29 protein-coding genes are annotated in these 25,273 nt (G+C 33.4%); 1 reads left to right on the top strand and 28 read right to left on the bottom strand.

The window, feature by feature from the left end; genetic code table 11:
* Positions 1–171 precede the first annotated feature (171 nt).
* From nusB to QJV49_RS11030, 28 genes are all read right to left on the bottom strand, one after another.
* Entirely contained in the window at positions 172–1,143 is a 972-nt protein-coding gene (gene nusB, locus QJV49_RS11165; RefSeq protein ID WP_225511644.1) for a transcription antitermination factor NusB, read from the bottom strand.
* Positions 1,136–1,537, bottom strand: a complete 402-nt coding sequence (locus tag QJV49_RS11160) for an Asp23/Gls24 family envelope stress response protein (RefSeq protein WP_029343570.1) — start codon at positions 1,535–1,537, stop codon at positions 1,136–1,138. Before QJV49_RS11160 ends, nusB begins: the two co-directional genes overlap by 8 nt.
* Before the next feature lie 145 nt (positions 1,538–1,682).
* Positions 1,683–2,240 carry an elongation factor P gene (gene efp / locus QJV49_RS11155; RefSeq protein WP_003129623.1) on the bottom strand — a complete coding sequence of 186 codons (558 nt, stop codon included), beginning with the start codon at positions 2,238–2,240 and terminating at the stop codon, positions 1,683–1,685.
* 131 nt (positions 2,241–2,371) lie between these two features.
* Positions 2,372–3,430: an aminopeptidase P family protein gene (locus QJV49_RS11150; protein ID WP_225511643.1), complete on the bottom strand. Its 1,059-nt coding sequence runs from the start codon at positions 3,428–3,430 to the stop codon at positions 2,372–2,374.
* 100 nt (positions 3,431–3,530) lie between these two features.
* Positions 3,531–4,415, bottom strand: coding sequence for a 16S rRNA (adenine(1518)-N(6)/adenine(1519)-N(6))-dimethyltransferase RsmA (gene rsmA / locus QJV49_RS11145; protein ID WP_003129621.1), 885 nt, complete (start codon positions 4,413–4,415; stop codon positions 3,531–3,533).
* A 110-nt stretch (positions 4,416–4,525) separates the two neighbouring features.
* A complete protein-coding gene (gene rnmV / locus QJV49_RS11140; protein WP_225511642.1) occupies positions 4,526–5,146 on the bottom strand; it encodes a ribonuclease M5 in 621 nt (206 codons plus the stop codon).
* A gap of 214 nt (positions 5,147–5,360) precedes the next feature.
* Positions 5,361–5,657 (bottom strand): hypothetical protein, encoded by a 297-nt coding sequence (locus QJV49_RS11135; protein WP_225511641.1) that lies wholly within the window; start codon positions 5,655–5,657, stop codon positions 5,361–5,363.
* Positions 5,658–5,694: 37 nt separating this feature from the next.
* Entirely contained in the window at positions 5,695–6,468 is a 774-nt protein-coding gene (locus QJV49_RS11130) for a TatD family hydrolase (protein ID WP_058211536.1), read from the bottom strand.
* Positions 6,469–6,613: 145 nt separating this feature from the next.
* On the bottom strand, positions 6,614–7,753 hold the full coding sequence (locus QJV49_RS11125) for a site-specific integrase (protein WP_032398944.1): 1,140 nt from the start codon (positions 7,751–7,753) through the stop codon (positions 6,614–6,616).
* An 82-nt stretch (positions 7,754–7,835) separates the two neighbouring features.
* Entirely contained in the window at positions 7,836–8,042 is a 207-nt protein-coding gene (xis, locus tag QJV49_RS11120; protein ID WP_014570451.1) for an excisionase Xis, read from the bottom strand.
* Positions 8,043–8,095: 53 nt separating this feature from the next.
* Positions 8,096–8,587, bottom strand: coding sequence for an antirestriction protein ArdA (locus QJV49_RS11115; protein WP_032398943.1), 492 nt, complete (start codon positions 8,585–8,587; stop codon positions 8,096–8,098).
* 25 nt (positions 8,588–8,612) lie between these two features.
* A complete protein-coding gene (locus tag QJV49_RS11110; protein ID WP_032398942.1) occupies positions 8,613–9,107 on the bottom strand; it encodes a hypothetical protein in 495 nt (164 codons plus the stop codon).
* Positions 9,108–9,201: 94 nt separating this feature from the next.
* Entirely contained in the window at positions 9,202–10,242 is a 1,041-nt protein-coding gene (locus QJV49_RS11105; RefSeq protein ID WP_225511640.1) for a phage tail tip lysozyme, read from the bottom strand.
* Positions 10,243–10,251: 9 nt separating this feature from the next.
* Entirely contained in the window at positions 10,252–12,366 is a 2,115-nt protein-coding gene (locus QJV49_RS11100) for a metal-dependent phosphohydrolase (protein WP_225511639.1), read from the bottom strand.
* Positions 12,366–14,975 carry an ATP-binding protein gene (locus tag QJV49_RS11095; RefSeq protein WP_225511638.1) on the bottom strand — a complete coding sequence of 870 codons (2,610 nt, stop codon included), beginning with the start codon at positions 14,973–14,975 and terminating at the stop codon, positions 12,366–12,368. Before QJV49_RS11095 ends, QJV49_RS11100 begins: the two co-directional genes overlap by 1 nt.
* A complete protein-coding gene (locus QJV49_RS11090) occupies positions 14,972–15,367 on the bottom strand; it encodes a TcpE family conjugal transfer membrane protein (RefSeq protein ID WP_225511637.1) in 396 nt (131 codons plus the stop codon). Before QJV49_RS11090 ends, QJV49_RS11095 begins: the two co-directional genes overlap by 4 nt.
* 13 nt (positions 15,368–15,380) lie before the next feature.
* The gene (locus tag QJV49_RS11085; protein ID WP_032398603.1) at positions 15,381–15,647 is read right to left on the bottom strand and encodes a TcpD family membrane protein; all 267 of its coding nucleotides are present in this window, start codon (positions 15,645–15,647) and stop codon (positions 15,381–15,383) included.
* A gap of 11 nt (positions 15,648–15,658) precedes the next feature.
* The gene (locus QJV49_RS11080) at positions 15,659–16,894 is read right to left on the bottom strand and encodes a translation initiation factor IF-2 N-terminal domain-containing protein (RefSeq protein ID WP_225511636.1); all 1,236 of its coding nucleotides are present in this window, start codon (positions 16,892–16,894) and stop codon (positions 15,659–15,661) included.
* Positions 16,881–17,063 carry a hypothetical protein gene (locus tag QJV49_RS11075; RefSeq protein ID WP_032947386.1) on the bottom strand — a complete coding sequence of 61 codons (183 nt, stop codon included), beginning with the start codon at positions 17,061–17,063 and terminating at the stop codon, positions 16,881–16,883. Before QJV49_RS11075 ends, QJV49_RS11080 begins: the two co-directional genes overlap by 14 nt.
* 203 nt (positions 17,064–17,266) lie before the next feature.
* Positions 17,267–17,527, bottom strand: coding sequence for a hypothetical protein (locus QJV49_RS11070; protein WP_003131790.1), 261 nt, complete (start codon positions 17,525–17,527; stop codon positions 17,267–17,269).
* A gap of 128 nt (positions 17,528–17,655) precedes the next feature.
* Positions 17,656–17,967 carry a hypothetical protein gene (locus QJV49_RS11065; RefSeq protein WP_225511635.1) on the bottom strand — a complete coding sequence of 104 codons (312 nt, stop codon included), beginning with the start codon at positions 17,965–17,967 and terminating at the stop codon, positions 17,656–17,658.
* An 86-nt stretch (positions 17,968–18,053) separates the two neighbouring features.
* Positions 18,054–18,383 (bottom strand): hypothetical protein, encoded by a 330-nt coding sequence (locus QJV49_RS11060; RefSeq protein ID WP_063280782.1) that lies wholly within the window; start codon positions 18,381–18,383, stop codon positions 18,054–18,056.
* Positions 18,384–18,517: 134 nt separating this feature from the next.
* A complete protein-coding gene (locus tag QJV49_RS11055) occupies positions 18,518–19,762 on the bottom strand; it encodes a replication initiation factor domain-containing protein (protein ID WP_324187551.1) in 1,245 nt (414 codons plus the stop codon).
* Positions 19,763–20,146: 384 nt separating this feature from the next.
* On the bottom strand, positions 20,147–21,832 hold the full coding sequence (locus tag QJV49_RS11050) for an FtsK/SpoIIIE domain-containing protein (RefSeq protein ID WP_225511633.1): 1,686 nt from the start codon (positions 21,830–21,832) through the stop codon (positions 20,147–20,149).
* Positions 21,833–21,835: 3 nt separating this feature from the next.
* Positions 21,836–22,312: a DUF961 family protein gene (locus QJV49_RS11045; protein ID WP_153927526.1), complete on the bottom strand. Its 477-nt coding sequence runs from the start codon at positions 22,310–22,312 to the stop codon at positions 21,836–21,838.
* A 17-nt stretch (positions 22,313–22,329) separates the two neighbouring features.
* Positions 22,330–22,629: a hypothetical protein gene (locus tag QJV49_RS11040; protein ID WP_064973799.1), complete on the bottom strand. Its 300-nt coding sequence runs from the start codon at positions 22,627–22,629 to the stop codon at positions 22,330–22,332.
* A 414-nt stretch (positions 22,630–23,043) separates the two neighbouring features.
* Positions 23,044–23,757, bottom strand: coding sequence for a hypothetical protein (locus tag QJV49_RS11035; protein WP_225511632.1), 714 nt, complete (start codon positions 23,755–23,757; stop codon positions 23,044–23,046).
* A 110-nt stretch (positions 23,758–23,867) separates the two neighbouring features.
* A complete protein-coding gene (locus tag QJV49_RS11030) occupies positions 23,868–24,188 on the bottom strand; it encodes a helix-turn-helix domain-containing protein (RefSeq protein WP_064973766.1) in 321 nt (106 codons plus the stop codon).
* 717 nt (positions 24,189–24,905) lie between these two features.
* Between QJV49_RS11030 and QJV49_RS11025 the strand changes: the two genes are divergently transcribed.
* On the top strand, positions 24,906–25,265 hold the full coding sequence (locus QJV49_RS11025; RefSeq protein ID WP_003129476.1) for a helix-turn-helix domain-containing protein: 360 nt from the start codon (positions 24,906–24,908) through the stop codon (positions 25,263–25,265).
* The last annotated feature ends 8 nt before the right edge of the window (positions 25,266–25,273 follow it).

Below are 25,273 nucleotides of genomic sequence, written 5' to 3'. Positions count from 1 at the left end.
AAAGAAAACGTTTTCTTTTATTATATATCTTTTAAAAAAAATATACCAATATTTAGTGTGATTTTTCAGAAAATTAATAAGTAATGTTAAATGAGTTAAATTTAAGATAACATTTTTCAATAAAAATAATAAAAAGTTACTGACAAGATTATCAGTAACTTTTTATTGTTTTTATTTTAAGAAGTTGGTTAATACACCATTGATGAATCGACTTGATTTTTCATCACTAAAGTCTTTTGAAAGCTCAACTGCTTCATTGACCGCAACAACATCAGGCGTTTCTGTATATAATATTTCATAACTAGAAACTTGAAGGATTGCTTGTTCAACAAGAGTCAAACGTGAAAATGACCAAGTTTTTGCCAAATATTTAGAAACATTTGCTTCCAAATCTTCTTTTTTATCTAAAACTCCATCAACAAGTTGTGTAAAGTATTCAGGAGCTTCAAGATCTTCTGGACGATCATTGTCATAATTGAGAACAAAGCGCTTTGTATTTTTCAAAAGCTCTGACAATTGTGATTGAGCATTATTTTCTGCTTGTGCTAATTGTTCATCGAGTTCTTCTTTTAAAGTACTTGGAGTGAATAAATCACTTGTATATTTTTCAAGAACATTTTCATGAAGGAATGAGAAGGTTTTTTGGAAAGTTTCAAGAGATTGTTCAGCTGTCGCATTTTCTGGAAGATTTTTGAAAAATTCTAGAACTTTTGGCGCAACAGGTTCTTCATCAAGTTCAATTTGGAACAAACGAATCAATTTCAAATTTGCCATGACACCAACAAATAAATTTGTTGCTTCATATTCATTCATTTTCTTAGCGTAACCACCAAAATCTCGCATGAAAGCAAGAGCTTTAGCAACAGTTGTTTTCTCGATATCTTTAAGCCCAAGAATTTCATAAATTTCATAAATGGCTTCTAAAGGTTGAGAAAGTCCTTTCGGAAATTTCCGAACAGTAATTCGTTCATCACGAAAATCAACGTCAAAACGAACCGTTTGAGAAAGTTCTTCTTCTAATTTTTCAACATTTTCTCGGAAAGAAGTAACAACGTTAGTTGCCATTTCTTTTTGGACAGCGTAAGAAAATAAAGCTTGGACCGCTCGTTGACGAATCTGGTGTTGAGTGAGCGTCTTAGGCATCAAAAAATCCCTCATCAAACAAGTCTTCAAGCGCTGGTTTTGGTTGTTTTTCAGTCATTATCCCGACAACGTGGATATTGACTTCATCAACAATAATCTCAGTAGCTTGAGCAACTGCTTCTTTCACTTCTTTTTGGATTTTTGTAGCAACGGTTGGTAGGCTTACACCGTAAGTAAGATACACATAGATATCAACAGCTACTTTATCGTCTTTTGAGTCAATATAAACACCACGGCCTTCATTTTTCTTACCAAGACGGTCTGAAAAACGTTTGTTACGAAGGGCGTGTACCCCATCGATTTTGGCTGTTGTAATACCGATAATTACTTCAAGAACTTCAGGGGCAATGACGATATCCCCAAGTTCTTCAGAATGTACAGTTTTTTCTGCCATTTTGATTTCTCCTTTTGTCTTTGCAAATTTTTCCAATTGGAAAAATTTCACCTACAAAATGAATTTTCTTTACTGACGAAGTCTTAAAACTTCATAAATTTACTGACAAAAGGCTGTCAGTAGATTTTTCAGTAATCGTACTTGATTAAGCACGTTTCAAGTATTCACCTGTTTGTGTGTTGATTTCAAGTTTTGTTCCAGCTTCAACGAAATCAGGAACGTTAACAACAAGACCAGTTTCCATCGTTGCTGGTTTACCAGAACCTGTTACAGTTGCACCTTTAATAGATGGTTGTGTTTCAGTAACTTCAAGAACAACTGTTGTTGGAAGTTGAATACCAATTACTTCTGTACCGTAGAATTGAATTTTAACATCTGTATTTTCAAGAACATAAAGAAGTTCATCTTTAACTTGCTCTACTGGAATTTCATATTGTTCGTAAGTTTCATTGTTCATGAAATTAGCAATACCATCCATTGAGTAGAGATATTGTGCTGTTACAGTTTCAATAACAGCTTGTTCAAACTTATCTTCAGGACGGTAAGTGTCATCAAAAGTTGAACCTGAGCGTACGTCTTTAAGTTTCATACGCATGATTGTGTTCCCTTTACCTGGTTTGTGATGACTTGCTTCCATAACGCGGAGAAGTTTTTCTCCATTCAAAAATGTCATGCCTGATTTAAGGTCTTTTGCTAAAACCATGTTTATGTTTCTCCTAGTATTTATAAATTTAGATCTTCTGTCAATTTTCTTTTGTAAGCAATTTTTCTGTACACAAAAGAAGTGAAATGACAGGATTTAACATCTTATTTTATCACAAGTTATTGCTTTTTTCAAATAACGATAAGCTCTTTTGGGGCTTTCGTTAAGACTTCACAGCCATTTTCTGTCACCAATAAGTCATCTTCAATTCTAACTCCACCAAATTCAGGAATATAAATTCCTGGCTCATCTGTAATGACCATCCCAGATTTCAAATGATTCTCTGTCATCGATTGATTAAAATAAGGAATTTCATGAACATCTAAACCTAGTCCATGACCAATTCCATGCGTAAAATATTGACCAAAATTGGCTTCTTCAATAACTGTACGCGGAACCTTATCATATTCAGCATAAGTCATTCCTGCTTTGACCTCTTTGATAAGTGCTTCATTAGCCTTACGAACGGTTTCATAAATTGTTCGCATCTTGTCGTCTACAGAACCCACGAAAATTGTTCTGGTCATATCGCTAGCATAATGTCCATAATAGCAACCAAAATCAATAGTCACTGGATCGCCAAATTGAATCATTTTACTAGTCGCAACGCCATGAGGCAAGCTACTTCTCTTCCCTGAGGCAACGATGGTTTCAAAAGAAATTCCGCTCGCCTCTAAATCACGCATTTTGAAATCAAGAAAATTAGCAACCTCAATTTCAGTTCGGCCCGGCTCAATGAATTTTAAAACTGACATAAACGCTTCGTCAGCAATTGCACAGGCTTTTTTTATCAAATCAATCTCTGTGTCATCTTTAAATTGGCGCAATTCCAAAACAAAATTACTTGTAGCTAAAAGTTCTAATTCTGGAGTAGCTTCGGAAAGTCTTTTAAAGAAAGCATAGTCAACTGTTTCTTCAAAAGCTATATTTTTAATTGATTCACTTACTGACAGCTCTGTCAGTAAACTTATTGGATCTCTTGTTTCGATAATTTCAAAATCACTAATCAATCCACGCGCCATTTCACTATAACGGCTATCTGTCATAAAAATATTTCGTTTTGCTGTCAAAAAAACTGTGCCCGCAGTTCCAGAAAATCCTGTCAGATAAAAGATATTCTTCATGTCAGTAATCAATAAACTATCAATGTTTTCTGTCAGCATTTTCGCTTTTAATTTTTCAATTCTCATTTTATTCTCCTTTAAATCAAGAATTAAACTTTAAAATATTTCTTCGTTTTCCTACATGATAACACAAAAACGCTAACATGAGTTAACGTTTCCTTTTAATTTATTTTTTAAGTGGAAGTAGAGCATCAGCTAATTTAGCAAATTCTTCAATAGATAAGGCTTCACCACGAATTGTTGGCGATATTTCTGCTTGTGCCAATAATTTTTCAATTTCAGGTTTACTTTCTTTACCAAAAGCTGCTTGTAAATTATTCATCAATGTTTTACGACGATGAACAAAACTGCTGTGCATCGTTTTAAAGAACCATTCTTCATCTTCTACTTCAACCAATGGTGCTTCACGACGAACCATTTTCAAAATAGCTGAATCAACATTTGGTGCTGGAATAAAGACAGTTCGAGGTACGATAAAGGCTACACTTGCTTCCATATAATATTGAACAGCAATTGATAATGAGCCGTAAGCTTTCGTTTTAGGACTTGCAGCAATTCGGTCTGCCACTTCTTTTTGCATCATCACCACAAATTCTGAAAATGGAATTTTGCTTTCAATCAAATGCATCAAAATCGGTGTTGTGATGTAATAAGGTAAATTCGCAACCACTTTGATTGGTAAATTTGGATTTTTAAATTTTTGAATTTCTGAAAGTAAATCAACTTTCAAAATATCTGCCGAAACCAAGGTAAAATTATCGTAAGGTGCCATCGTTTCTTCTAAAATTGGAATCAAAGATTTGTCAATTTCAAAAGCCATCACTTCAGCTGCTTCTTCCAATAGATATTGGGTCAAAGAACCAATACCTGGACCAATTTCAATGACATTTACTTCTTTTGAAAGTTCAGCGGTTTGAGTAATTTTTGTCAGAATATTATGGTCTGTCAGGAAATTTTGTCCAAATTTTTTCTTAAAATTAAAATCATGGCGACGTAAAATGTCCTGAGTACGGATAATATTGGAAATGCGGTCTATGTTATTTTCTGTCATTTTTTCTTTCTTTTACTTTTTATGTATTTTAAAACTGATATTAAGTTTCTGTCAGTAAATTTTACTGACAGAAACCATTGATTTATTCTATCAGCGACATTTATCTTCTGTCAGTAATTCTTCATTACATTTTCAATTTGTTCTTTTGTAATTTTAAACATGTTAAGTCGTTTCTTAATTTGTTTTCCATTCGCATAACCAATTCTGAGTTGCTCACAAAGAAATTCTCGACGTTTTCTACTGTCAGCGGCCATAACTAAGCCAAAGCTCATTAAATCAGTTTGTGTCAGTTCTGTCAGTAATTCTTTTTTACTGACAGAACTTCTGTCAGAGGATGGTTCTTGCGTTTTAGCACTTCCAAATTCATCAGTACCTTTTTCTCCACCAAATACTTCTGCCAAAGCCTGATTCAGTGCTTGAAAATTTGCATGCTCAACTCCTAAAGAACCTTTTCCTTTAGGTCTTGCCTCATCGCGATTTAAAAAAGCATGTTTAGCATTTGGAACGGCTTGCATTATGATTTTACGAATTCTTTCTCCTTGGAAATCTGGATCAGTAAAAACAATAATTCCTCGCTTATCTTCTAACCTCTTTAGTCGTTCTAAATCTCTGTCATCAATAGATGAGCCTCCTGTTTCATAGGTCTCACAGTCAAAATAACGCTTAAGATTCGCTGTGTCATCTCGTCCCTCTACCACAATTACTTCATTAATTTTTTGCTTTTCTACCATAATTTGCTAAATATTTCTCTTTATCTTTTCGATTTTTAAGGATAATCACTTTACTTTCAACATTAAATTCTTTTATTTTTTGCTCAATCTGTGGAAACTCTTTTTCAGGAAAGGTCCAAACAAATTTTAAAAAATCCAGATATTCTTTGTCCCATTTTTCTTTAAACTCTTCAGCAATATCTGGACGATTTTTACCAAAAACACGACTCTTAATCTAGCGCTTAATCACCCGAAACGTTGTTTTTAAACGGGGCGTCTTCAACCAGATTACTTCATCAGCAAAAGGTAATCGCTCATCTAAAGTTGAACCGTAATTTCCATCAATAATCACATTTTCATTTTGGAAAATAAAAATTCTTGTCGCCTCACGTAACTTTTCTCTGGCAATTTCACTTGGATATTTATGAAAAACCTTATCTAAATGCAAAATAGGATAATTTGTAATTTTTCCTAGTTCTCTTGCAAAAGTTGATTTACCACTTCCTGAACTACCAATAATCATAATTTTCATAAAAATAGCTCCTATCCAAATCAAAATAAATACGAATTTATTTTTTCAAGCCAAAAATCCTCAAGGCATTTTCTGTTGTCGCTTTAGCCACTTCATCAGCAGAAATTTCACGTAATTCAGCAATTTTCTCAACAATAAATTTTGTGTAAGCTGGTCTATTTTCTTTTCCACGATATGGCATTGGTGTTAAATAAGGCGCATCAGTTTCCACTAAAATTTTATCCAAAGGAACTGTAGCCGCAGCCTCTTGAACATCAAGAGCCTTCTTAAAAGTGACTACACCTGAAAAAGAAATCATCATTCCAAGCTCTACAAATTTGAGTGCCTCATCGGCTGTCCCAGAAAACGAATGCATAATCGCACCAGCAGAACCAACGCCTTCTGATTTAATAATTTCATAAGTATCATCAAGAGCATCACGTGTATGTACTTGAAAAGGCAGACCCATTTCCTTAGAAATCTGAATTTGTCTTCTAAAAACTCGTTCTTGTTCTTCTTTCGGACGGACCATCCAGTGATAATCCAAACCAATTTCTCCAAGAGCAATAACTTTTTTTGCTGACAGCTTGGTCAGTAAATAATTTTCAGCTTGGTCATCAAATTCAGCAGCATCATCAGGATGCCAGCCAATTGTTGCGTAGCATTCTTCAAATTTCTCAGCCAACAAAAGTGCTGCATCATTTAATTCATAATTACTTCCAACATTATTAATTCTTGTCACTCCAAATGTTTGAGCTTGGACTAATTCATCTTGAATTCGCCCTTCAAATTCACTAGTATTTAGATGTGTATGTGTATCAAAAATTTCCATTATATTTTTATTTATACTTCCTTATTCTTCCTCAAAAGTCTCTAACAATAGTTTTTAGAAGAATTTCAAAAATTGATATTCCCTAATCTTCCTCATGATTCTTTTTGCTTTGGTTAATTCTTGGTTAGTCTCTTGGTTAGTTATTTTAGAGATTAATTTGGTTCAATTTTTGACTAATTTCATTTTTAATTGTACCACTTATATGAGAATAAATCCTCAGAGTGATTGACTCATCTCTATGACCAACTCGTTCCATAATTGCTTTAATTGGTACTCCAAGTTCCACAAGTAATGATACATGAGAATGTCTCAATAAATGGATACCGTATTTTCTTTCATTTCCTAATACTTTTTGACAATTATCACAAATAAACTTATAAAATACAGGTTGTCTGAAAATTCCACCAACCGCATTTACAAAAACAAACTTATCATCTAAACAGTTTTTTTGGAAATAATCAATAATTTCCAAGCAACGATTACTTAAACTAATTGTACGAATCGAACCTACCGTTTTAGGTGTTTGAATAACTCGATCATCATATTTTGCAACACGATATTCTAAAGTGTGGTCAATTCTTAGTAACTTATTTTTGAAATCAACATCTTGATAACGAATAGAAGCAAATTCACCGAATCTACATCCTGTTAGGAAAATAAATTCCATAGCTAAAGTGTATCTTATATTTTTTTTATAAGATTTGCAAAATATCAAAACAGAACTCATTTCTTCTTTACTTAAAAATTTTTCATTTGCTCGTTCTAATGTTTCAATTTCCAACCTTACTTTAGGTAATACTACTTTGTCAGCTGGATTTGAATCAATATACCCGATGTTTTCAGCATACTTGAACAAAATTCTAATGTAAATTCTGCGATTTTTTCTTGTTGAATTCGCAATATCTAATTCCATTAAATAACCTTGTATATCTGCGGTCGTCACTTCTGAGACTTTATATTTTGAAAATTTTTCGATAAATCCTTTTAAAGAAATTTGCTCCGCTACAAAACTTGCTGGCTTAACATCTTGTTTTCTAATTACAACCCATTCTTCATAAATTTCTTGTACCGTCTTATTTTGAACGATTTGTTCCTGAATCTCGTTAGCAGTTGGTACTTTTTTTGATTGCTCTATTTTTCTTGCTAATCTATTTTTAGCTTCTGATTGAGCAACCCTTGATTTTGATTTTAATGTGACCGTTACTTGTCGCCATTTATTCCTCTTTTCATCAAAGTATTTTTCAAAGTATCTATATTTTCCACTATCAAGTTGCTTATAAAACATATTTCCTCCTTTTACCAAAGATAAAAGAAATCTATACAGCACTTATATTATATCATATCTGCATATTACTTTTATCTTTTTTCTAAATTGTACTTTCTCTTATTTTTTGCTTATATTCAAGAAAAGATTTATAACCCTGGACATTTATATAAACACGTTTATGACTTGGTCGTAATATATAAACATTAAATTCTGTCCGTCTCATTTCAGTTAAATCATTATTAAGTGTTTTTATAGGTACATCAAATAATTCTGAAATTCCCCGTTTATCTTTATAATTTTCTTCCATTTTTTCCTCCAACAAAAAATAGAGCAAATTTTTTCTTGCTCTTTACTTAAACTTTAAATATCTCTAATATATCCATGACTTGTTTTTGAATAATCACCAATCGCTAAATCTCGACCATAAGCACTAAAGTTAAAATATCTTTGTAACGTTTCTATACTTAGAACTTCTAAACCACCCATTTGTTCAATTAATTCCTGTGCTAAATCTTCATCATTTTCTGCTTCCACAAAGTCCAAATCATCTTTATTATTGATAATATCATCAATACTATAAATTTCAAGAAAATCTTTTAAATGATCTATGTCAGAAATTTCTTCTAATTTTTCCGCATACTCATTAAGTTCCTGAATTGACGAATACTCGCCTACTTTATAACCGTAAAAATTTTCAAAGTCATGTATTGCATATTCTTCCCCATGCTCTACATCTAAAAGTAAGTCTGATTTAATTCTTGAAAAATCAACAGGTAATTCATACCACTCACCCCTTGTTCTTCCATTGTTATAACTGTTTAAATTTACAACATAAATTTTTGGTGTTTCCATTTTTATACCCTCATAATTTTCTAAATTAATAATTTAAGATACTCAACCAGTTCATATCACTTAAATTTCTACTTTCCGCAAGTATTCCAGTTATAGAAAATCCTTGCTTTTCTAAATCATCCGCATATCTTTTTAGATAGCGAACACTATTATCTAAATTGTTCGCAAAAATACTTAATCTTTGCCGATACCGCTGTTCCAATTGAACAAGGAAAATAACATGGTCAGAAAATACATGAATAAACGCTTTGTCTATCTGCAAATAACCCAACATTTTTTCTTCTAAGATTCCCCATTCTTTTTTAGATTTTATAATACTACTTTCTTGTATTGCTTTAATTTTTCCAATTGCTATTTTTAGTTGTTCAGCCCATGCTATAACTTCAGATAAAGTCGCATAAGGGTAGAGTTTTAATTCTCCTTCTATTTCTCGCAGTCTGTGGTCAAAGTGTCTAAAATTATTCTCTAATACCCTTTCTGACATTTTCCCACTTGCTCTAACTTCTTCAAGTTCGGTCATACTCTCTCCTTTCCATTGTTCGGAAATAACTCTAAAAACCCTGGAATTTTCAACGTGAAAACTAGGCTAATACCGAACGTTATTCGACTATTTTTTATTTTCCTATCACGTAATGTAATTGACTGGCTTGTGCTTTTGTCAGCACTTGGAAAGTATAAACCGCACTAAAACCAGTTCCTGACTGTGAAATTAAGACTGAACCGTCTGAATGTATTCCTTCCACAAAAGCCACGTGACCGTAAACAGGGTCTGCGTTCCATTGACCGTCTACTGTTTGACCACCGCTAAAGCTAACCGCACTATGGAGTGTCGGAGTTGTCGTTACAGTATATCCTGCTTGATGTTGCCAATCAGCACCATTTCCCATATACATTCCAAAAGTGATACCGAAATCTTTGGCTCGATTCCATGTGAACCATGTACATTGTTTATACTCATAACTTGTCGCAAGATAACCACTTGTATTAATTGGTTTATCTAAAGTCCAACCAGAAGGTATATCTGGAGTAATTCCTGAACCACCACCAGTTCCACTATCACCACCAGTCGTCATGAACGTGTACCAATATTCCGCAAAACCTTGACGTTTTGGAAGGCTATCAACCGCCCCTGCACGTTCCCACTTTCGCATAATATCTTCAGTCGTTTGCTTAACATTAGTTCCTTTGACTAATTGTTTAAGTAACGTTGAATCTGTACCGTCTTGCTCAAACATGAACTCAACTTGAAGATTAGTATCTGTCCAAGATTTTTTCTGACTTTTCGCATAGTTTAGCAAGTTTACTCGCCTGCCACTATCCCATTGAGCCAAGCCGAAAGCATAACCGCCTAAAGTGGTATCCATTGCTTTTGCTTCATTATAAGTTGCATTAGATTGAATAATTGAAGGTTGAAGTTCACTTTCTGCTTGATTATTACCAAGTAAAGCAGCCGCCCCTTCTTTCGTTCCACCTTCTTTTAGAACTCTATCCCAAATCACTTTGGCAGTTTGTTGCTGTGGTGTATTAGTATTAATATCTGTATCTGAAGAAGAATTTGAACCAACAAATAATGAAAAGAAAGCTAATATTGGCAATAAAAGCAACAAAAAAGGAAGGCTAACTAATATAACCTTCCGCTTAATTGCTTTTTCCATTTTCACCCCCTATTTTTCATCAATCACAAATGGATTGTTAAGTTTTTGATTGGTATCATTATTATCCCAAGGATAGTTTGGTTTACGTTTAAAACTACTATGACTGACTTTTTCCTTTTCAAATCTTTCAGCCATTCTACCTGCTGATTGTTTCATTGCTCTTTCATCTAACTTTTCTTTAGCTAAAGCTTTTTGCTTATTTTTAGCTAATTCTGATAGATTCGGTTTTTCTTGATCAGGAACAGCTTCACGCAATCTACGCTCAATTGCTCTCGCTTGAAGTTGTGTTTTGTTTTTATCATAAAGAGCTTGAATTGAAGCTTTCTTTTCTTTATTTTTTTGTTCCACTTTTTGAGCAAGATTTGGGTTAGTTGCATTTTTTCGTTGTTGATACTGTTTGCGATAGTCAGCTACTTTTCGTTTTAACAGATTAGGATTTTCAAATTTCTGTTTGCGTTTTTCCAAACGTTGTTTGATTTTTTCTTCTTTAGCCTGTAGTTTTTGACCTTTTTTAGTATCAGGATTTGCTTTATCTGTTTTATTCATAGTACGGTCTGCTTTTTTATTCAAGCCACCATGCCACAAACTACCAGTTCCACCTGTAAATCTTTGTTTAGCTATTTCTTTCGCCTTACCAGTTGCCATTTGACCAGCAGTTAAACCTGCGACCAGTCCTGCTGAAGAACCTGCCAAAAGTGGAGCTTTAATCATATTTGAGCCTTTTCTACGAACATTTGAAAGTAAGCCATCCATACGACCTGCAAAACCACTATTACTGAGATGTCCTGCTTTGAAAATATCTAAAATTTTTTGACGTTTCTTAAATAGGATAATATATACAATGAATTTTATAAGGGTGATAAAGAAATAATCACTCCCAATCATTGACATTACTGTAGAAGAAACAATACTATCTAAAACACTAATTAAAGCTGTACCAATAACGACTACATTAGAAACAATAAGCGCCCCACCTGTTGCTTTTGCCCATCTTAAAATTACTACGTCAAAGACAGGAAATAAGGAAAGAATCCCCACAAATGGTAGTAAAAGTAAGAGAATTAAGAAAAACATTCTCATTACAAAAGCCATTATCGCAAAAGCTAGGTAAATAAAACCGACTAATATCGCATTGAAAATACTTGCTAGAGCAGTTAATACTTTTTCACCCATTTTTTTCGAGGTCAAATGTGAATCTTTTAAATCAGATTGAATCGATTTTATCTTGTCATTATCATCCCCTGAAGTTAAGAGATTGACAATATTATCTTCAGAGATATTAGATGAACAATCCGCATTTATTTTCACATTGTCAAAATTAAGGTAAAGAAAGGGAACTTCAACCATTGTCGTTTTTAAATCATTAGAATTTTTCGCAGAAACACCTGCTACCTTAACCGTTGACATCAAAGTAGTTGTAACATCATTTAAAGCAGTATTAACTTGTTCAGTTAACTTTTGACCACCATTAATAAATAGACCTACCAGTATCATCACAAGCGCCAATTTTCTGACCCCTTCAAAAAAGCGACGTTTAAACCAGTAAAATAAAAGACTACTAATAACAGCTATCGCAATAATTGGATAAAGTTGAGGGTTGGAAAATTGATTATAAATATTTTGAACCGTCACGAACAATTGGGCTGTCCATTGAGTGATTAATGAATCACTATTTAACTTTTCATTAACCGCATTTACAAAACGATAAATTGTTTTTGTAACGAAAAATTGAGAACGAATGAAAAAGGTTTGCATTCCTGCATTCATTGAACCTGTCAGAAATTTTCCATCATCAAAATACATATAAGAGGTATAATTATCTAAATTTGCTCTTGCTTTTTTTCTTTCTGCTTCAGTCATGACTTTACTTGGAGAATCATCTGAACCATAATCATTTAAATCATCACCAATTGGCGGTTTTATTATGCCATCATTAATTGATGAATTAGAAGATGAATTATCCTTTGAGTTATATTTTGAATCATTTTTAGAACTATTCTTATCACCTGAAACTGAAAAATTAGGAGTAGAGGGCGGAGTAAAGCCTGTATCCGCAAAAGTATGCAGGGCTGAAGGCATAAAAAATGCTAATAGCCCTACAAATAACAACATTTTCTTTTTCACTATGCCACCGCCTTTGCTGATTCCATTTCACTAAACGTTGTTTTAAAGCATTCATTCAATGCTGAATTTTGACCATGAATTACAACACGACCAATCCGACCGAAAGGGTCTTTAGCAAGGGCTTGACCTTTAGTTTGATTTTCATACCAAGTTATCACATCTTCGTCATCATCAGGTAAACCAAATGCTTGAAGAACTGCCTTTGTATTTCCAGTTTCTTTAAAAGCAAAAATTGTTCCAAAAGCTGTATCATCTTCATCAGACGAACCATCTTTTACACTTTGAGTAATCAAAGCCAAGAAATTATTTTCCGAACGTCCAACACGTTTCATCCGCATTAAAATACCTTTTCCAATATCCGTTGTATTAAAGAACCAACCTTCATCAAGGAAAATAACCGTTTCTTGGTCTCGATTTCTTGCACCAAAGAATCGACAAAAATCACCTAACGCATACATGATAATATCTGACATTTTATTTTGAGCTGTTTTTACTTCACCAGATTTAGCTAGATTAAGTCCTGTAACCCCTAAAACGGTGATGTGGTCGTCCATACTAACTGACGGATTTTTACCTTCTGAAAAGACAAGTTCTAGCATTGTACCCGATATTTTTGAAAGGATATTTTCCGAACGGTCTTTAATAAGTTCTTCTTTTGATTTTGCCATTTCTTTAAAAACATTAAGCAATCCAACAGTTTCACCTTTTGCTCTTCTTTCAATGACTTGTTGTAAATGATAGTTAAATGAGTTTTCAAATCTATCATCTTCAGTCAATTTTGTACCAATCAGCCCTTCAGTAACTTGTGTAGAAAGTTCTTTTGCTTGTTCACTTTCCAAAAATACAATAGGGTCTAATGCCCCAATATTCTTTTTATCTTTTGTATTTAGACTGACAAAATGAATATGATTAATATAATCAATCAAAGGCTTATGATAAGCAAACTCTAGATTTCTAATTCTTCGTTCCAAAATTTCATCATCTTCAATAAGAGCGACTAAATCCGCTATTTTTTCTTCCATTTCTGGCAAATAAGATTCTAATTTATCCCTCACATATAAAAACTGTGATTTCATCTCATCTTTAGGGTCAATATAAAGGCTCAACCCTTTTAAGATGGAATGATAAACAAATGCAAGTTTTGCGAAGAAAGATTTACCTGAACCTGTATCACCAAAAATACCCACATGAGGACTATCTCCTAATTTCCCTTCAATATCTTCTTTATTGGCTTGAAACATATTCCAGAAAAACGGAGTAGATGAACTTGCAATTGCCTTTTCATAGTTTCCTGCCCAATTTATAGTGGTATGGTCAACACGTCCAAAGTAAAATCCAATATCTGAACCCACTTTTTGACTGACAAAAAACAAGTTTTCAACAAAAGCAGACACTTTCATATTTTGAACCCAATATCTGTCTGAACGTGTCAATTCTTCAGTTGAACGCATTTTATAAAAAAGATAAGGCTGATCCCATTGACTAGGAACAATTTTAACTCCTAAACCTTCCATGGCAGTCATTAACATCTTCTTATAATAATTAATTTCTTCAGGAGTTGAACCAGTAATCGCAAAAACAGGTAAGAAGTCTAGGAAATATTCCCCATTATCTACCCCAGAAATAATATCTTCAAGAATCATATACGCACCAACAGATGAAGATTTTGTCACATTTCCTTTTTCATCTGCTTCTGAAAGTTCCGTACCAATTCTATCTCGATTTCTCTCTGCGGTAGCTTCCATTCCTAAAGCCCCTTTATTTTTTCTAAATCGAGCCTTGATACGAAATTCAACTGGAAATGGTAAAGTTTGCAAGTGTTCGATAAGATGAATATTATTAACCACTTCTGGATAATCAGCCAATGGTAAGAATTTTAATAGGCTACTTCCTTGTGGATGATGAATTTCTAATAGTCCATCGGAGCGAACATCTATCGTTGTATCATCCATATTTTCAATGGCATTTTTAACATCAGCTAACACTTCATCTTTATTGACTTCAATACCACGTAAATAATTAAGTGAATTATAAAGGAGCGTTTCTTCTCTCTTCAAAGGGCGAGCCTGAAGTAAATTTAAATTCATTTCTAAATCTGAAGCCGTTTGTTTATAGGATTCATACCAATTAAGATTGAATTCTAATTCTCTACGAATCAAATTTACAACAGATTTTCTGAAACGTTGCCAGCCTTCTTTCATCATTTTTCTTAAATCACCTGAAAATGAGAAATCACTCAAAGGAACAGTTAAAAAGAATTTATAATGATGTAAGTTTCCTAATTCATTCATTAATTCTGAATAAGACTGCTCTAATAGATACTCTCCAAATTCACGAGTTCTAGGGTCGCAATCTTTTAATAATACTTCATATGATTTCAGTAAATCTTTTGAAAGTGGCTTCACTAAAATTTCAAAGCCTAAATTTTCGTATAAACTGGTAATGACTGCTTGTGTCGCTTGTTTGTGTGCCTCTTTTCCTTTATTATCCATCATTGAGATAATAGACGCAGGCACTTCAAACATTGCAAATACTGTGCCATCATCTTTTAAAACTAAATTATCATGCACCGATAATACGTGATTTTCCCATATTGCTTTTTTCTTCATTTTTCTTCTAAATCCTCTTTTCCTTTTCTTAATGGATGAATCCATCCCTTATGTATGCTCTTACCTGCAAATCCAAAGTTAAATAAAAAGACAATCATATCTTTAAAATAAGCAGGTGGTGTCTTATCGTCAGGACGAATTTCAGAGATAAATAATGCACTTTTATAGCAAATTATCCCTAGCACCATTAATCGAAAACCAACAGGAAAAACAGTAAATTTTGAAAATAAAAGTTTCCACGAAGCAAAACCAATCAATCCAAAGTAAATAAAAAAGGACAACCGCCAAGCCTTACCTAGCGACCATCCTTCAAAAAGTTTTTGGATTCTTAATGGTTGAGAAAGTGAACTTTTATTAGAATATTTCAGTCCTTTTTTATTTTCTTTTGACAATCTTAACTCCTTTTTATTTAGCACCAATCATTTCAAATAGTTTTTGACCAACTGGTTGTAAAACCGTTTGAGGGTCTAGTGTGAGAACAAACAAAACCGCTGCAACAACAATCATCATTATCATTTTACCTGTTGCCTTCTTTTGCCATTCTTTACCTGCAAAATAAATCCCTCCTGCAAAAATGACATATTTTGCATTTTCTTGAAAAAAGTTCCAAAAGCCTGTCAATCCAATCGCACCATAAGTAACGCTGATATGATTAATTAGTATCTCTTTCAATTTGATTTCTCCTATTCTTTCTTACCTTCAGGTAAAGTGTGTTTAAAGTCAGTCGCAAAATATGACTGCTTTTGTTTTTCAATTGTAAATTGATAATTTTCTACGTGTGTTCCGAGTGAATTTTTCATTGTAACTTGAACAACTGCATGATATTTATTGTCACCTTTTGATTCATAAGTGGCTTGGTCTAAGGATTTAAACTCTTGCCCCTTATTAAGCGAAAGTCCTTTTGAAATTAGTTTCAATGTATCACCATCAGTTGTATAAGCAGTAAACAATGATTTTGTGAACTTGTCTAAATCTTTTTTGACTGAAGCACTATTGTTATCAGTACCTGACCATGTTTTAGTAGGTACTTGATTTTCAGTTGCCTGTAAATCAGGAACACTTGAAAAATAAGGCTCATCTGAAATATAGTAAGCTGAACCTACTTTTTGGTAAGGAATCGTAAATAAAGTTGTTTCATCATGATATTTCACCACATTTTGTTTTGTTGTATCTTTCCCCTTTTTGACTTCTTTTGTTGTGACTTCACCTGCACTATAAGTCACTTTATAAGTCGCTTCATTGTCAGTCAAACTCATCATGACCGCACCCTCAAATTTTGAAGGTATACGTTGAATGCCTTGACTAATCACTGGTAGATTTTGAACAAAGTAAGAATTAATATCTTTAACTGCTTGTTCTTGGTCTTTTTCATCTTCAGGGAATGTGAAATAAGTTTGCACAAATCCGTCAAGATAATTTTTCGCTTGTAAATCAAGTCCATTACCTGAAGCTTTTTGCGTAGCACTCACTTCTTGATAAATGATTTTCTGTGTTGGTTTGTATCCACTTGCCATCAAACCAAACAAGACCACGTTTGACAATATTAAGAAACCGACCCCACCCACAACCAAAGCCCCTACCTGTTTAGCTGAAATCCTTTTAAGTTTAGGCGGTGTTTCATTGGGCAACTTCCTTAACATTTTCGGCTTATTCTTTTCAGGCTTTCTACCTGCAAGGAGAGAAAACTTCGATTCCTTTTTTTTAGGAACATCAATTGTTTCCACTTCAGATTCTTCTTCGCCAATAACTTCTTGAGTATCTGATTTTTTATAGAAATTTTCTAGTTTTAATACTTCAGCGTCACTCAAAGATTTTGATGTTGATTTAGCTGAAATTCCAAATTCTTGAGCCTTAGAGAGTAACTCTTTTCGCTCAACCCCTAACTTGTCAGCTAATTCATAAATTTTAATTTTGCTCATATTCCTCACTTTCTTTTTCAACAGCTTTAAAAGATACATCACTTCTTAACCATTTTTCAGCCACTTCTTCAGCTTTCCTCTTAGTATCAAAAGTAGTAGCGAATTTTAAGTGTTTAGTCGCTCCACCATTGGCACAAAGATAGCCACCACGCATTTTTACAACGTACATTTTCACCTCTTTTTTCAATTTAAAATAATATCTCACCAAAATAATTTGGCGGAGTTCTTGATTTATATTTTGTTTTTTTCATTTTTGGAGCTATACTATAAAAGTAGACACAAATGAGTGTGTTATAATCTGTATAGGAAGACACAAAAACGAAAGCAAAAACACTATTATAATTTTTAATAAAGAATCATCTTTTTTCATTTCTAACCCTTTCTAATTTCCCAATTAGGCTTTTGAATATTAGATTTTGGTAAAAATCGAGGAGCAATCGCAATTGACAGCGGAGTTGAGATAGGATTGTATTTCTCACACAGCCACATTACTTTGTTTTCATTAATTCCAGACCAAAATTGATTTGTACCGTCAGGAAAAAGAATTTGTATATCATACAAATCTTTATATGGTGCTTTGTGAAGTGAAAAATCAATCTGTGGTTGTGCTTTGCTCATATTTGTTACTGTCATATTTTTATTTCTCACTCATGGTGAGTATCCTTTCTCTTGCCTTACCATGAGTGAGGCTTTTAACATTGTTACTTTTCAGATAAGGAAAGGCAAACCCTACCCTTATTTCAAAGATTTACGTGGATTATTTATTTAGTGCCACTACGTGCTTGCGCTTGCGCTTCTTCCAGTTTTCCTTTTAATTCATTAAATGATTTCTTTGTGAAATTGTATGATGATGAAGCCTTGACAAGATTTCTAATCAAGTCATTTGTACGGTTCGCAATAACTTCGACTGTATCATCTGAAATAGAAGTATCATTTTCTACAGTACGGAGCGCTTTCCCCTTTCCTTTGAGCTTTTGAGCAGCATCTTGAAAGGCATTTCCTGCATTGATTACAGCTTCAATTTCATTTAAATCAGTTGCAATTTGATTAAGTTCTGTTTTTAAAGTTGACATATTTTATCTCTTTCCTTTTTTTATTTCCCACCACAAAATTTGCCTTCCCTTATCTGAAAAATAACTTTGTTTTTACTTATGAAAAATCATAAAGTTGCTTGCGCTAAATCATTATCAATTAAAAAGTAAATTGCCATTTTATAGCCTTCAGGCAAATCAGCAATTCTTTTATCTTGATAGAGTGAATAATATTTTTTACGTGTCATTGAATCAGGCGGAAACATCAAGCCTATTTCATTAAGCAATCCCAACGCTTCAGTTTCATTTGGAATATAAAAAAAGAGCTGGTCATAAACTCCCTGCTCAAATTTTTTCAAATTAAATTCATATCCACTCATTTTATACTGGAGCATTCGGACGTTGTTTGGAACTCTTAACATTCTTTTTTGAAAATGTTCTACATTAGGTCTAATCACCCCTCTCTCCTCCTTTAACTAATTATCAATCAAATATATCCGCAAGTATTGCAATAACAACCACAAATACAATAATAGCTACGATAACTTTAATTACTATTTCATCAACTGGAAAACCTGTCAATTTGAATAAGCTATCCATTTGCACCCCTTATCATTCTAAATTCCTTCAAGAACTTTTCTTGTCTTTCTGTGAGTTCTGCTTCATTAAAAATTTCTTCCAAACGACTTTCACCTGTCAGTTCTTCAGCTTTTTTTAACAATAGATAAGTTGATACAGGCCCACCACGTTCAAACCATGTATATTTTCGGTTCAAATCAGGCACTTCAGGACGAACAGTAAAATGATAAGCATCCATTCTACCCATCATATCGTACCATTCACTATCTAAGTTTCCTTCCTTATCATAAAATGTCAGATTATCATTAATAATTTTGACCCCTTCATCGGCTAAATCAAAATCTTCCTCGATATATCTTTTTATAAAGTCGGTTGATATTTCTTTTCGCATGGAAATTTCATAACGATTTCGCAAACCATACATTTCACGTATCGCTTCAACCGAAGTCATTTCTTGACTTGCTCTCTCAAAATCTTTTTCGTAGAACCGAAAAAATAAATGAGTTTGTTTAGATCCAAAATAAACAGTTAGACCGTCATTAATCATTCCTTCTTTTGTCCTTCTTCCACCAAGAACCGCAGAATAGTTTTGTTTGCGACCATTCCACCGACCCTCACGGGCAGAAGTTAAAAGTTTGAACAAGTCAAAATTTCCTTCTTGCGGATTATATTGTTCATCAAGTGCTAAATCAAAACGTGTGATTTTTACAAAATCATCATTATCTGGTGCTTTTTTATTGGCATAGAGAAAACAATCGTTAAAAAAATCGTACCAAGTACGCTGTTTTTGATGATATTCAAACTCATATTCCATTTCACGGCACGCTTGACCGCTCATTTCAATTAGCACACCTGCTTTTATATCTTTATCATGATAATAAACATTGATGTGACCGTAACTAATAAAAAAAGGGTATTGATAACGGTTATACTCATTGAGTTGAAAATTCTCAACGTTTAAACCTAAAATCTTAGAAACAACTTCACGAACATTTAAAGTCTGAAAGCGAATATTTGTATAGTCATTTGTACCAATAAAAACCGTTGAACTCTCCCTTTTTTTGAAAAAGGAGTGTCTTATTTTTTCTTCCATTTCAGAAGTAATAGCACGTTCGCCCTTTTCCATTTTTCGGTAATAGCTCAAAGATATCCCTAAGAGGTCACACATAAACTGTTGAGTAACATTCGCACTAGAGCGTATATCCTTTAAATCAATCGTTCGTTCCTCACTTTCTAAAACATAGAAGAGGTGACACAAGCTATACCGTTGGTATGACTAGGATAGTTAGACTTGTGTCACTTGTACCCCCCCTCATTAGCATTTGGGGGGTCAAGTCCAAGCTGACGGCAAGCCGTCAGCCGTGCAATCACACGCTCACTCCTTACGCTACGCTCGGAGCTATGCTTACGTTCTTGCACTTTTTCAAAAAAAGCATTACGTTTTAAACGCAATAGCCTTAAAACAAAACCCAACATTTTCCCTCCAATTCTTTCAAGAATAAACCGCTGTCGCGCACTACCGTTTGCGAGGGCAATTCGACCGTGGAAAATGGCCTGCCTACGGCAAGTTGTCTAAAGACAAACGGAAACAAGTTCCTATCATTTACTCACCGCCGATTCCGTGGTGTTTATTTTTTTCTAACTAAGCAACTTCTTCTTTGTTAAAAGTCACAAATTCTTTTTCAAACTCTGCTTCATCAGCCAGGACAGTATCAATGGCTTCATTTAAAGTACATTCTTCTGTTTCTTTGGTTAAGAAAACAGTTTGTAAAGCAATAAAATCATCTTCATTGTAAGGTGATTTTTCACCTATAGAATATCCACCACTTGTTAAACGCTCTATTGCTGTTTTTACAGTTTTTGGAGGTTGACTTAACTTGCGAGATAAAGAGGTAATCGTATAAGATTTTTCTTCCAAAATCCCACTTTCTGCTCGTTCCTGTTCAACGTTAGAAATTGGTGGAGCTTCAAGCTGAACTTCAGTAGTATCAGCTAAAACTGGTAATTTTGAAAGCTCTTCATGAAAATCATATCCTTTATCAAATGGCACAGACGGACTATAAAATTCACGTGCAAGTTCACCATTATTAGCAACATAACCACGACCAATTTTACCCTTGATATATTTGAAAACTTTTTTCTCATTTTCATCTCCAAATACCATACGATAGCCTGAACCAGTCAAACGACCAACCGCCAACCGCTTCATAAAGTTATCACGCAAGGCTGATTTGAGATATTCAGCGTCTGGACGTTGCATAGCAAGAATCAAGAAAACCCCTGACTGACGTCCCTTTAGAACGATTTGAGTTAAAATTTGAATTACTTCATCAAATTCTCTAAAATCTAAACTAGAAATAAAAGCAGCCCATTCATCAAAAAGAACAAATTCAGGTGTCAAACCGTAATCAGAATATCGTTTTCCTGCCTTATAGTCAGGGTGATTTGTCATATAATCATAGCGTTCGTCCATAAATTGCATTTTTGAGCGTAAACACTCAATCATAGACTCTTTATCAAAGAACACACGATTTTCAAATACTGGAACATCTCTCATTCCCACAAAGTCAGAACGTTTAGGGTCACATATATCCACATGACCTACTTTTGCAAGGGCTGATAAAATCGACATCAAAAGAACTGTTTTTCCGCCCCCAGTACCTCCTGCAATAAGCAGATGTGGGTCAGCTTCATAATTCCAGTAAACCCCATTCATTAACATTAAACCTAGCTTTTTATCGACTATGACATCATTAACTGGAATACGATTGCGTTCTCCGTCAATTGCAAAAACATACTCAACAAATGCTTTTTTAGAAAGAATTTTACTTTCATTAATAAAATTTTGTTCTTGATAATCAGCAAAAAAAGTTGTTTCTAAACCGTCAGCCAAATCAAGAAATTTTTCTTGATGAACCCCACCGTCAATCGGAAAATAAGTATGAAGTTCATACGTGTTAGGTTGCTTCAGATAAATAGGTGCTAGCTTTAACTTTTCATGACTTCCTTTTTCATCTTTAACCGTTTCTTTTTCAACTAAATTATGCTTCACAACATAGTTCAGTAACAATCTTTTATAATTGTTTTTTGAAAAGAAAAGAAACTTGTGATAAAGCAAAATCAATAAACCAAAAGCCACCGAAAATGCAATGAGCAAAATACCTACAGCATAAATTGCTAGCACTTTTGGTGGCAAGGTTTCAAATTTTTTATAAAAGAGCCCTACAGGACTAGCGACAAGTAAACCAGTAATCAATACAAAAAATTCACGGTCATACTTATCTCTAAGTTTTAAACGAGAGCCTTTATTTATTGTACGTTTTGCCATTTATCATTTCTTCGGTTCATTGTTTTTAGCTTCAGGCTTTGGAGATTGTTCAGGTTTTGAATTAGATTTACCTACTTTTTCAATCCCTTCAGCATTCCATTTTTCACCTGAAAAGTAATTGGTTCTGAACTGACCGTTTCCAGTAGATACGAGTTCTTTGTCAGACCAAAAATTAATTGAGCGATTCGTCAATTTAATTTCATCTTCATATTCAAGCCCTGAAAAATCTGCTTCAGCAGGCATTTTTACAACAATTTGCTTGTCTTGTGCATCAGAATAAACGTTAACCTCATAATAATCAACTTTATCTGTCGGATAACGTTTAATTTCACCAGTTTCTTCATTTGGTTCTCCGTCCTCAAAGACCATTACTGGTTCAGCATGCAAGAATAAAACTTTACCTAATGCTTTGTCAAAATCACCGATTTCTTCAGTCAACTTGTTTTCTTTTTCAAAAACTTTACTTAATTTTAACGACATTTAATTTCCCCCTATAATTACGCTAATTTGAGCGCTTCAGCATAAACAACATATTCTTGTGAATATTTGCCTTTTGGTGTGCGATTACGAACATAAGCAACCATGACATCTGTCAAAACAACTTCTTGACGGCGAGTAGGTTTAGCCCCTTTACCATTTGGTACACGTAATTCAAAACCTTGCGGTTGTAACGGACTTGTAGCTCGATATTTCGTATAACCTGATTCAGTAGATGTTTTTGCGACTGGTTCAATGGTCTTATCGACAGTAACTTTTGAACCTAAGAGTTTCGTTGCATTAATTGGAATTTTAATCATATTTCCACCTTTCTTTATTAGTTTAATGACATCTCGGTCAATTAATGCAAACGCAGGGACTTGAACCCCATTCAACCGTGTAACTTCGTTCGCTAAAAGAAAAAACCACCCTCATTTAAGAAAGTGATTTTTTATATCTAATTTTATTTTTTAAACTTCAACCGTATCACACATTTTTGTATATTTTCGTACACCATCTACAGATACCCAACCTAAATATTTTGTAGTATGTGTTGGTTGACCTGAGTTCCCCCCATTAGAACCATTACCACCTGTGTTTGTATTTGAATTAGAGTTAGAATTAGAATTGCTTTGTCCGTTATTACCTTGACCTTGATTACTTGAACCCGAATTAGAGTTATTTTGAGAAGTATTTGAACCACCTTGTGAATAGTTATTTTAACTTCCTCCACCTTAGGAATTAGAACCACTAGCAACATCATTATTTACTGTACTTTGTGAATCAGTACCTGCATTAACATTAGCATTATTATTAGTTGCATTTCCAGCTGAAGCTGATTGCTCTTTATTAGTATTGGTTGCCTTCACTTTTGAATCACTCTCACTCTTAGCTTGTTGTGCCTTTGTAGCATCATCTGCTTGTGTTTTAGAAGTCGCCAGCTGTTTATTCAAACTGTCTTTCAAACCTTTTGAATAAGAGCTAGTGAGCTTATTTACAGATTGTTGAGCTGTTTTATATTTATCTTGATTCAGAGCGTCTTTTTGATAGTTACTAACGGCTGTCTTTGCTTCATTTTCTAACTTCACACGATTTTTAATACCAACTACTTGATTATCAAACGCTTTTTTTACTTCAGCATTTTTAACTTTAAGAATTGAATCTTCAGCTAGTTTAATGTTTTTGTCAGTAGGAGTTTTTTCAGCAATATCAAGTAATTTCTTACTGTCTGCTTCATTAGATTTTTCAAGCTGTTTTACTTTTTCGGCTCTAGCCTTACAAAGTTTAATTTTTTTATTTTTTAAAGCTTCAATTTTTCTTTCTTTTGCTTGATGATTAGCATTAGCGACTACTCCAGTAGTAACACCACCGATTAAAACAATCGTAACTGCTCCACCGATAATTTGCTGTTTTTTAGTCCAATTCAAAGGGTTTAAATTCTTATTCATAAATACTTTCCTATCTTTACTCTAATTTAAGTTTATTATATCACAAACCTTTTTGTTTGTTAAGGTTAATTAACATTGTTTCTTGATTCACTTTTTTAGTAACATATTTATTACGTTGTGAATTCTTTTCTGTATTCTTCTAAAGCATATTTTGCTTTTAAACCTTCTGTACTATCTTCAGATTCTATATTTTCTAAAACATCTAATAAAAATTCTTCTCCATTCATAAGGTGACTAAACCCTAACATATACATAGGAGAAACCTTAAAGAAATTAGCAAACCTAACAATCGTTTCATTATCAGGTATTCTCACCCCTCTTTCGTAACGATTATAGTTTGAGTACACAAGCTCTAAAGAATCACTTACTTCTTTTTGTGTTAAATTGTGACTGTGTCTTAAATGAATCAAACGTTCTGAAAAAATTTCCATAAAAAAACTCCATTCTTTTTATAAAGGAACAACTGGAATTGAACCAGTACCATTACTTATAAAAGTAATTACTCTAGCCTATTAAATTATATTCCCATAAAAAAATCTATCTTAGTTATAAATCAAATTTCCTACGGACAGTATCAACAAATCCCTAAGTGAATTAAATTTATTAAGATAGATTTTTACTAAAACCATTATTTTTCTTAAGTAAAAAACTGCCATTTCTGACAGTTTAAGCGACTAGTTTTTTGTCATCTCGGACAATTATTTAAACTTTATTTGTTCATATTTTAATTAAAAGAGAGAATATAGTGTCTTTCATTGACAGCATACTCCCCCTTAAACGGTATATTCAGAATGTCTCACGACAATACGACCTTTCGGTTATCGGGGTGCATTCATCGGCTCTCTCCCCTAGCTTGTTAGATAAATGGAACAAGCGCCTGCCACGTGACTTAACACACAGCTATTCAATTGTATAAAGTTTGATTTATAGCTTAGTGCTTGCATTGACTTATCTCCTTTAAAAATGTTAAAATAATAGTGTTCTACGTTATTAATTTAACATTTTAGTGGGAGTTGCCTCAGCGCGCTTCCGCTTCTTTTTGTTGCTAGAATTAATATATTTATTAACTCTATAGCTATATTAATATATTTATTAACTTTTGTCAAGTAATAAATCGAAAATATTTATTTTTTTTGAAAGGATAACAGATGTTTTACGAAAAACTACAAGAATTATCTAAAAAAACTGGAAAATCTTTTGCCGTAATTGAACGAGATTTAGGACTTCCAAAAAATTCTATGTATAACTATAAAAAAAGTAACCCAACTTCTGAAAGATTAAACCAATTAGCAAAATACTTTAACGTAAGTGCTGATTATCTTCTAGGAGGAGACGATAAAAAGATAGATGAGAATTTAACTGAACAAGAAAACGACCTTGTACGTGCTTTCCGTATTGAATCAGAAGATATGACTGAAGAAGAACAGGCTCAATTTAATAAATCTCTTAAAGATATGATGAAGATCGCTAAAGACTTATTAAATGATGATTCAAACTGGAAAAAATAATATTTATC

Origin of the sequence: Lactococcus sp. NH2-7C (genome assembly GCF_029953655.1) — a bacterium.
GTDB lineage: Bacteria > Bacillota > Bacilli > Lactobacillales > Streptococcaceae > Lactococcus > Lactococcus lactis.
This window is presented reverse-complemented; position numbering and strand designations above follow the sequence as displayed.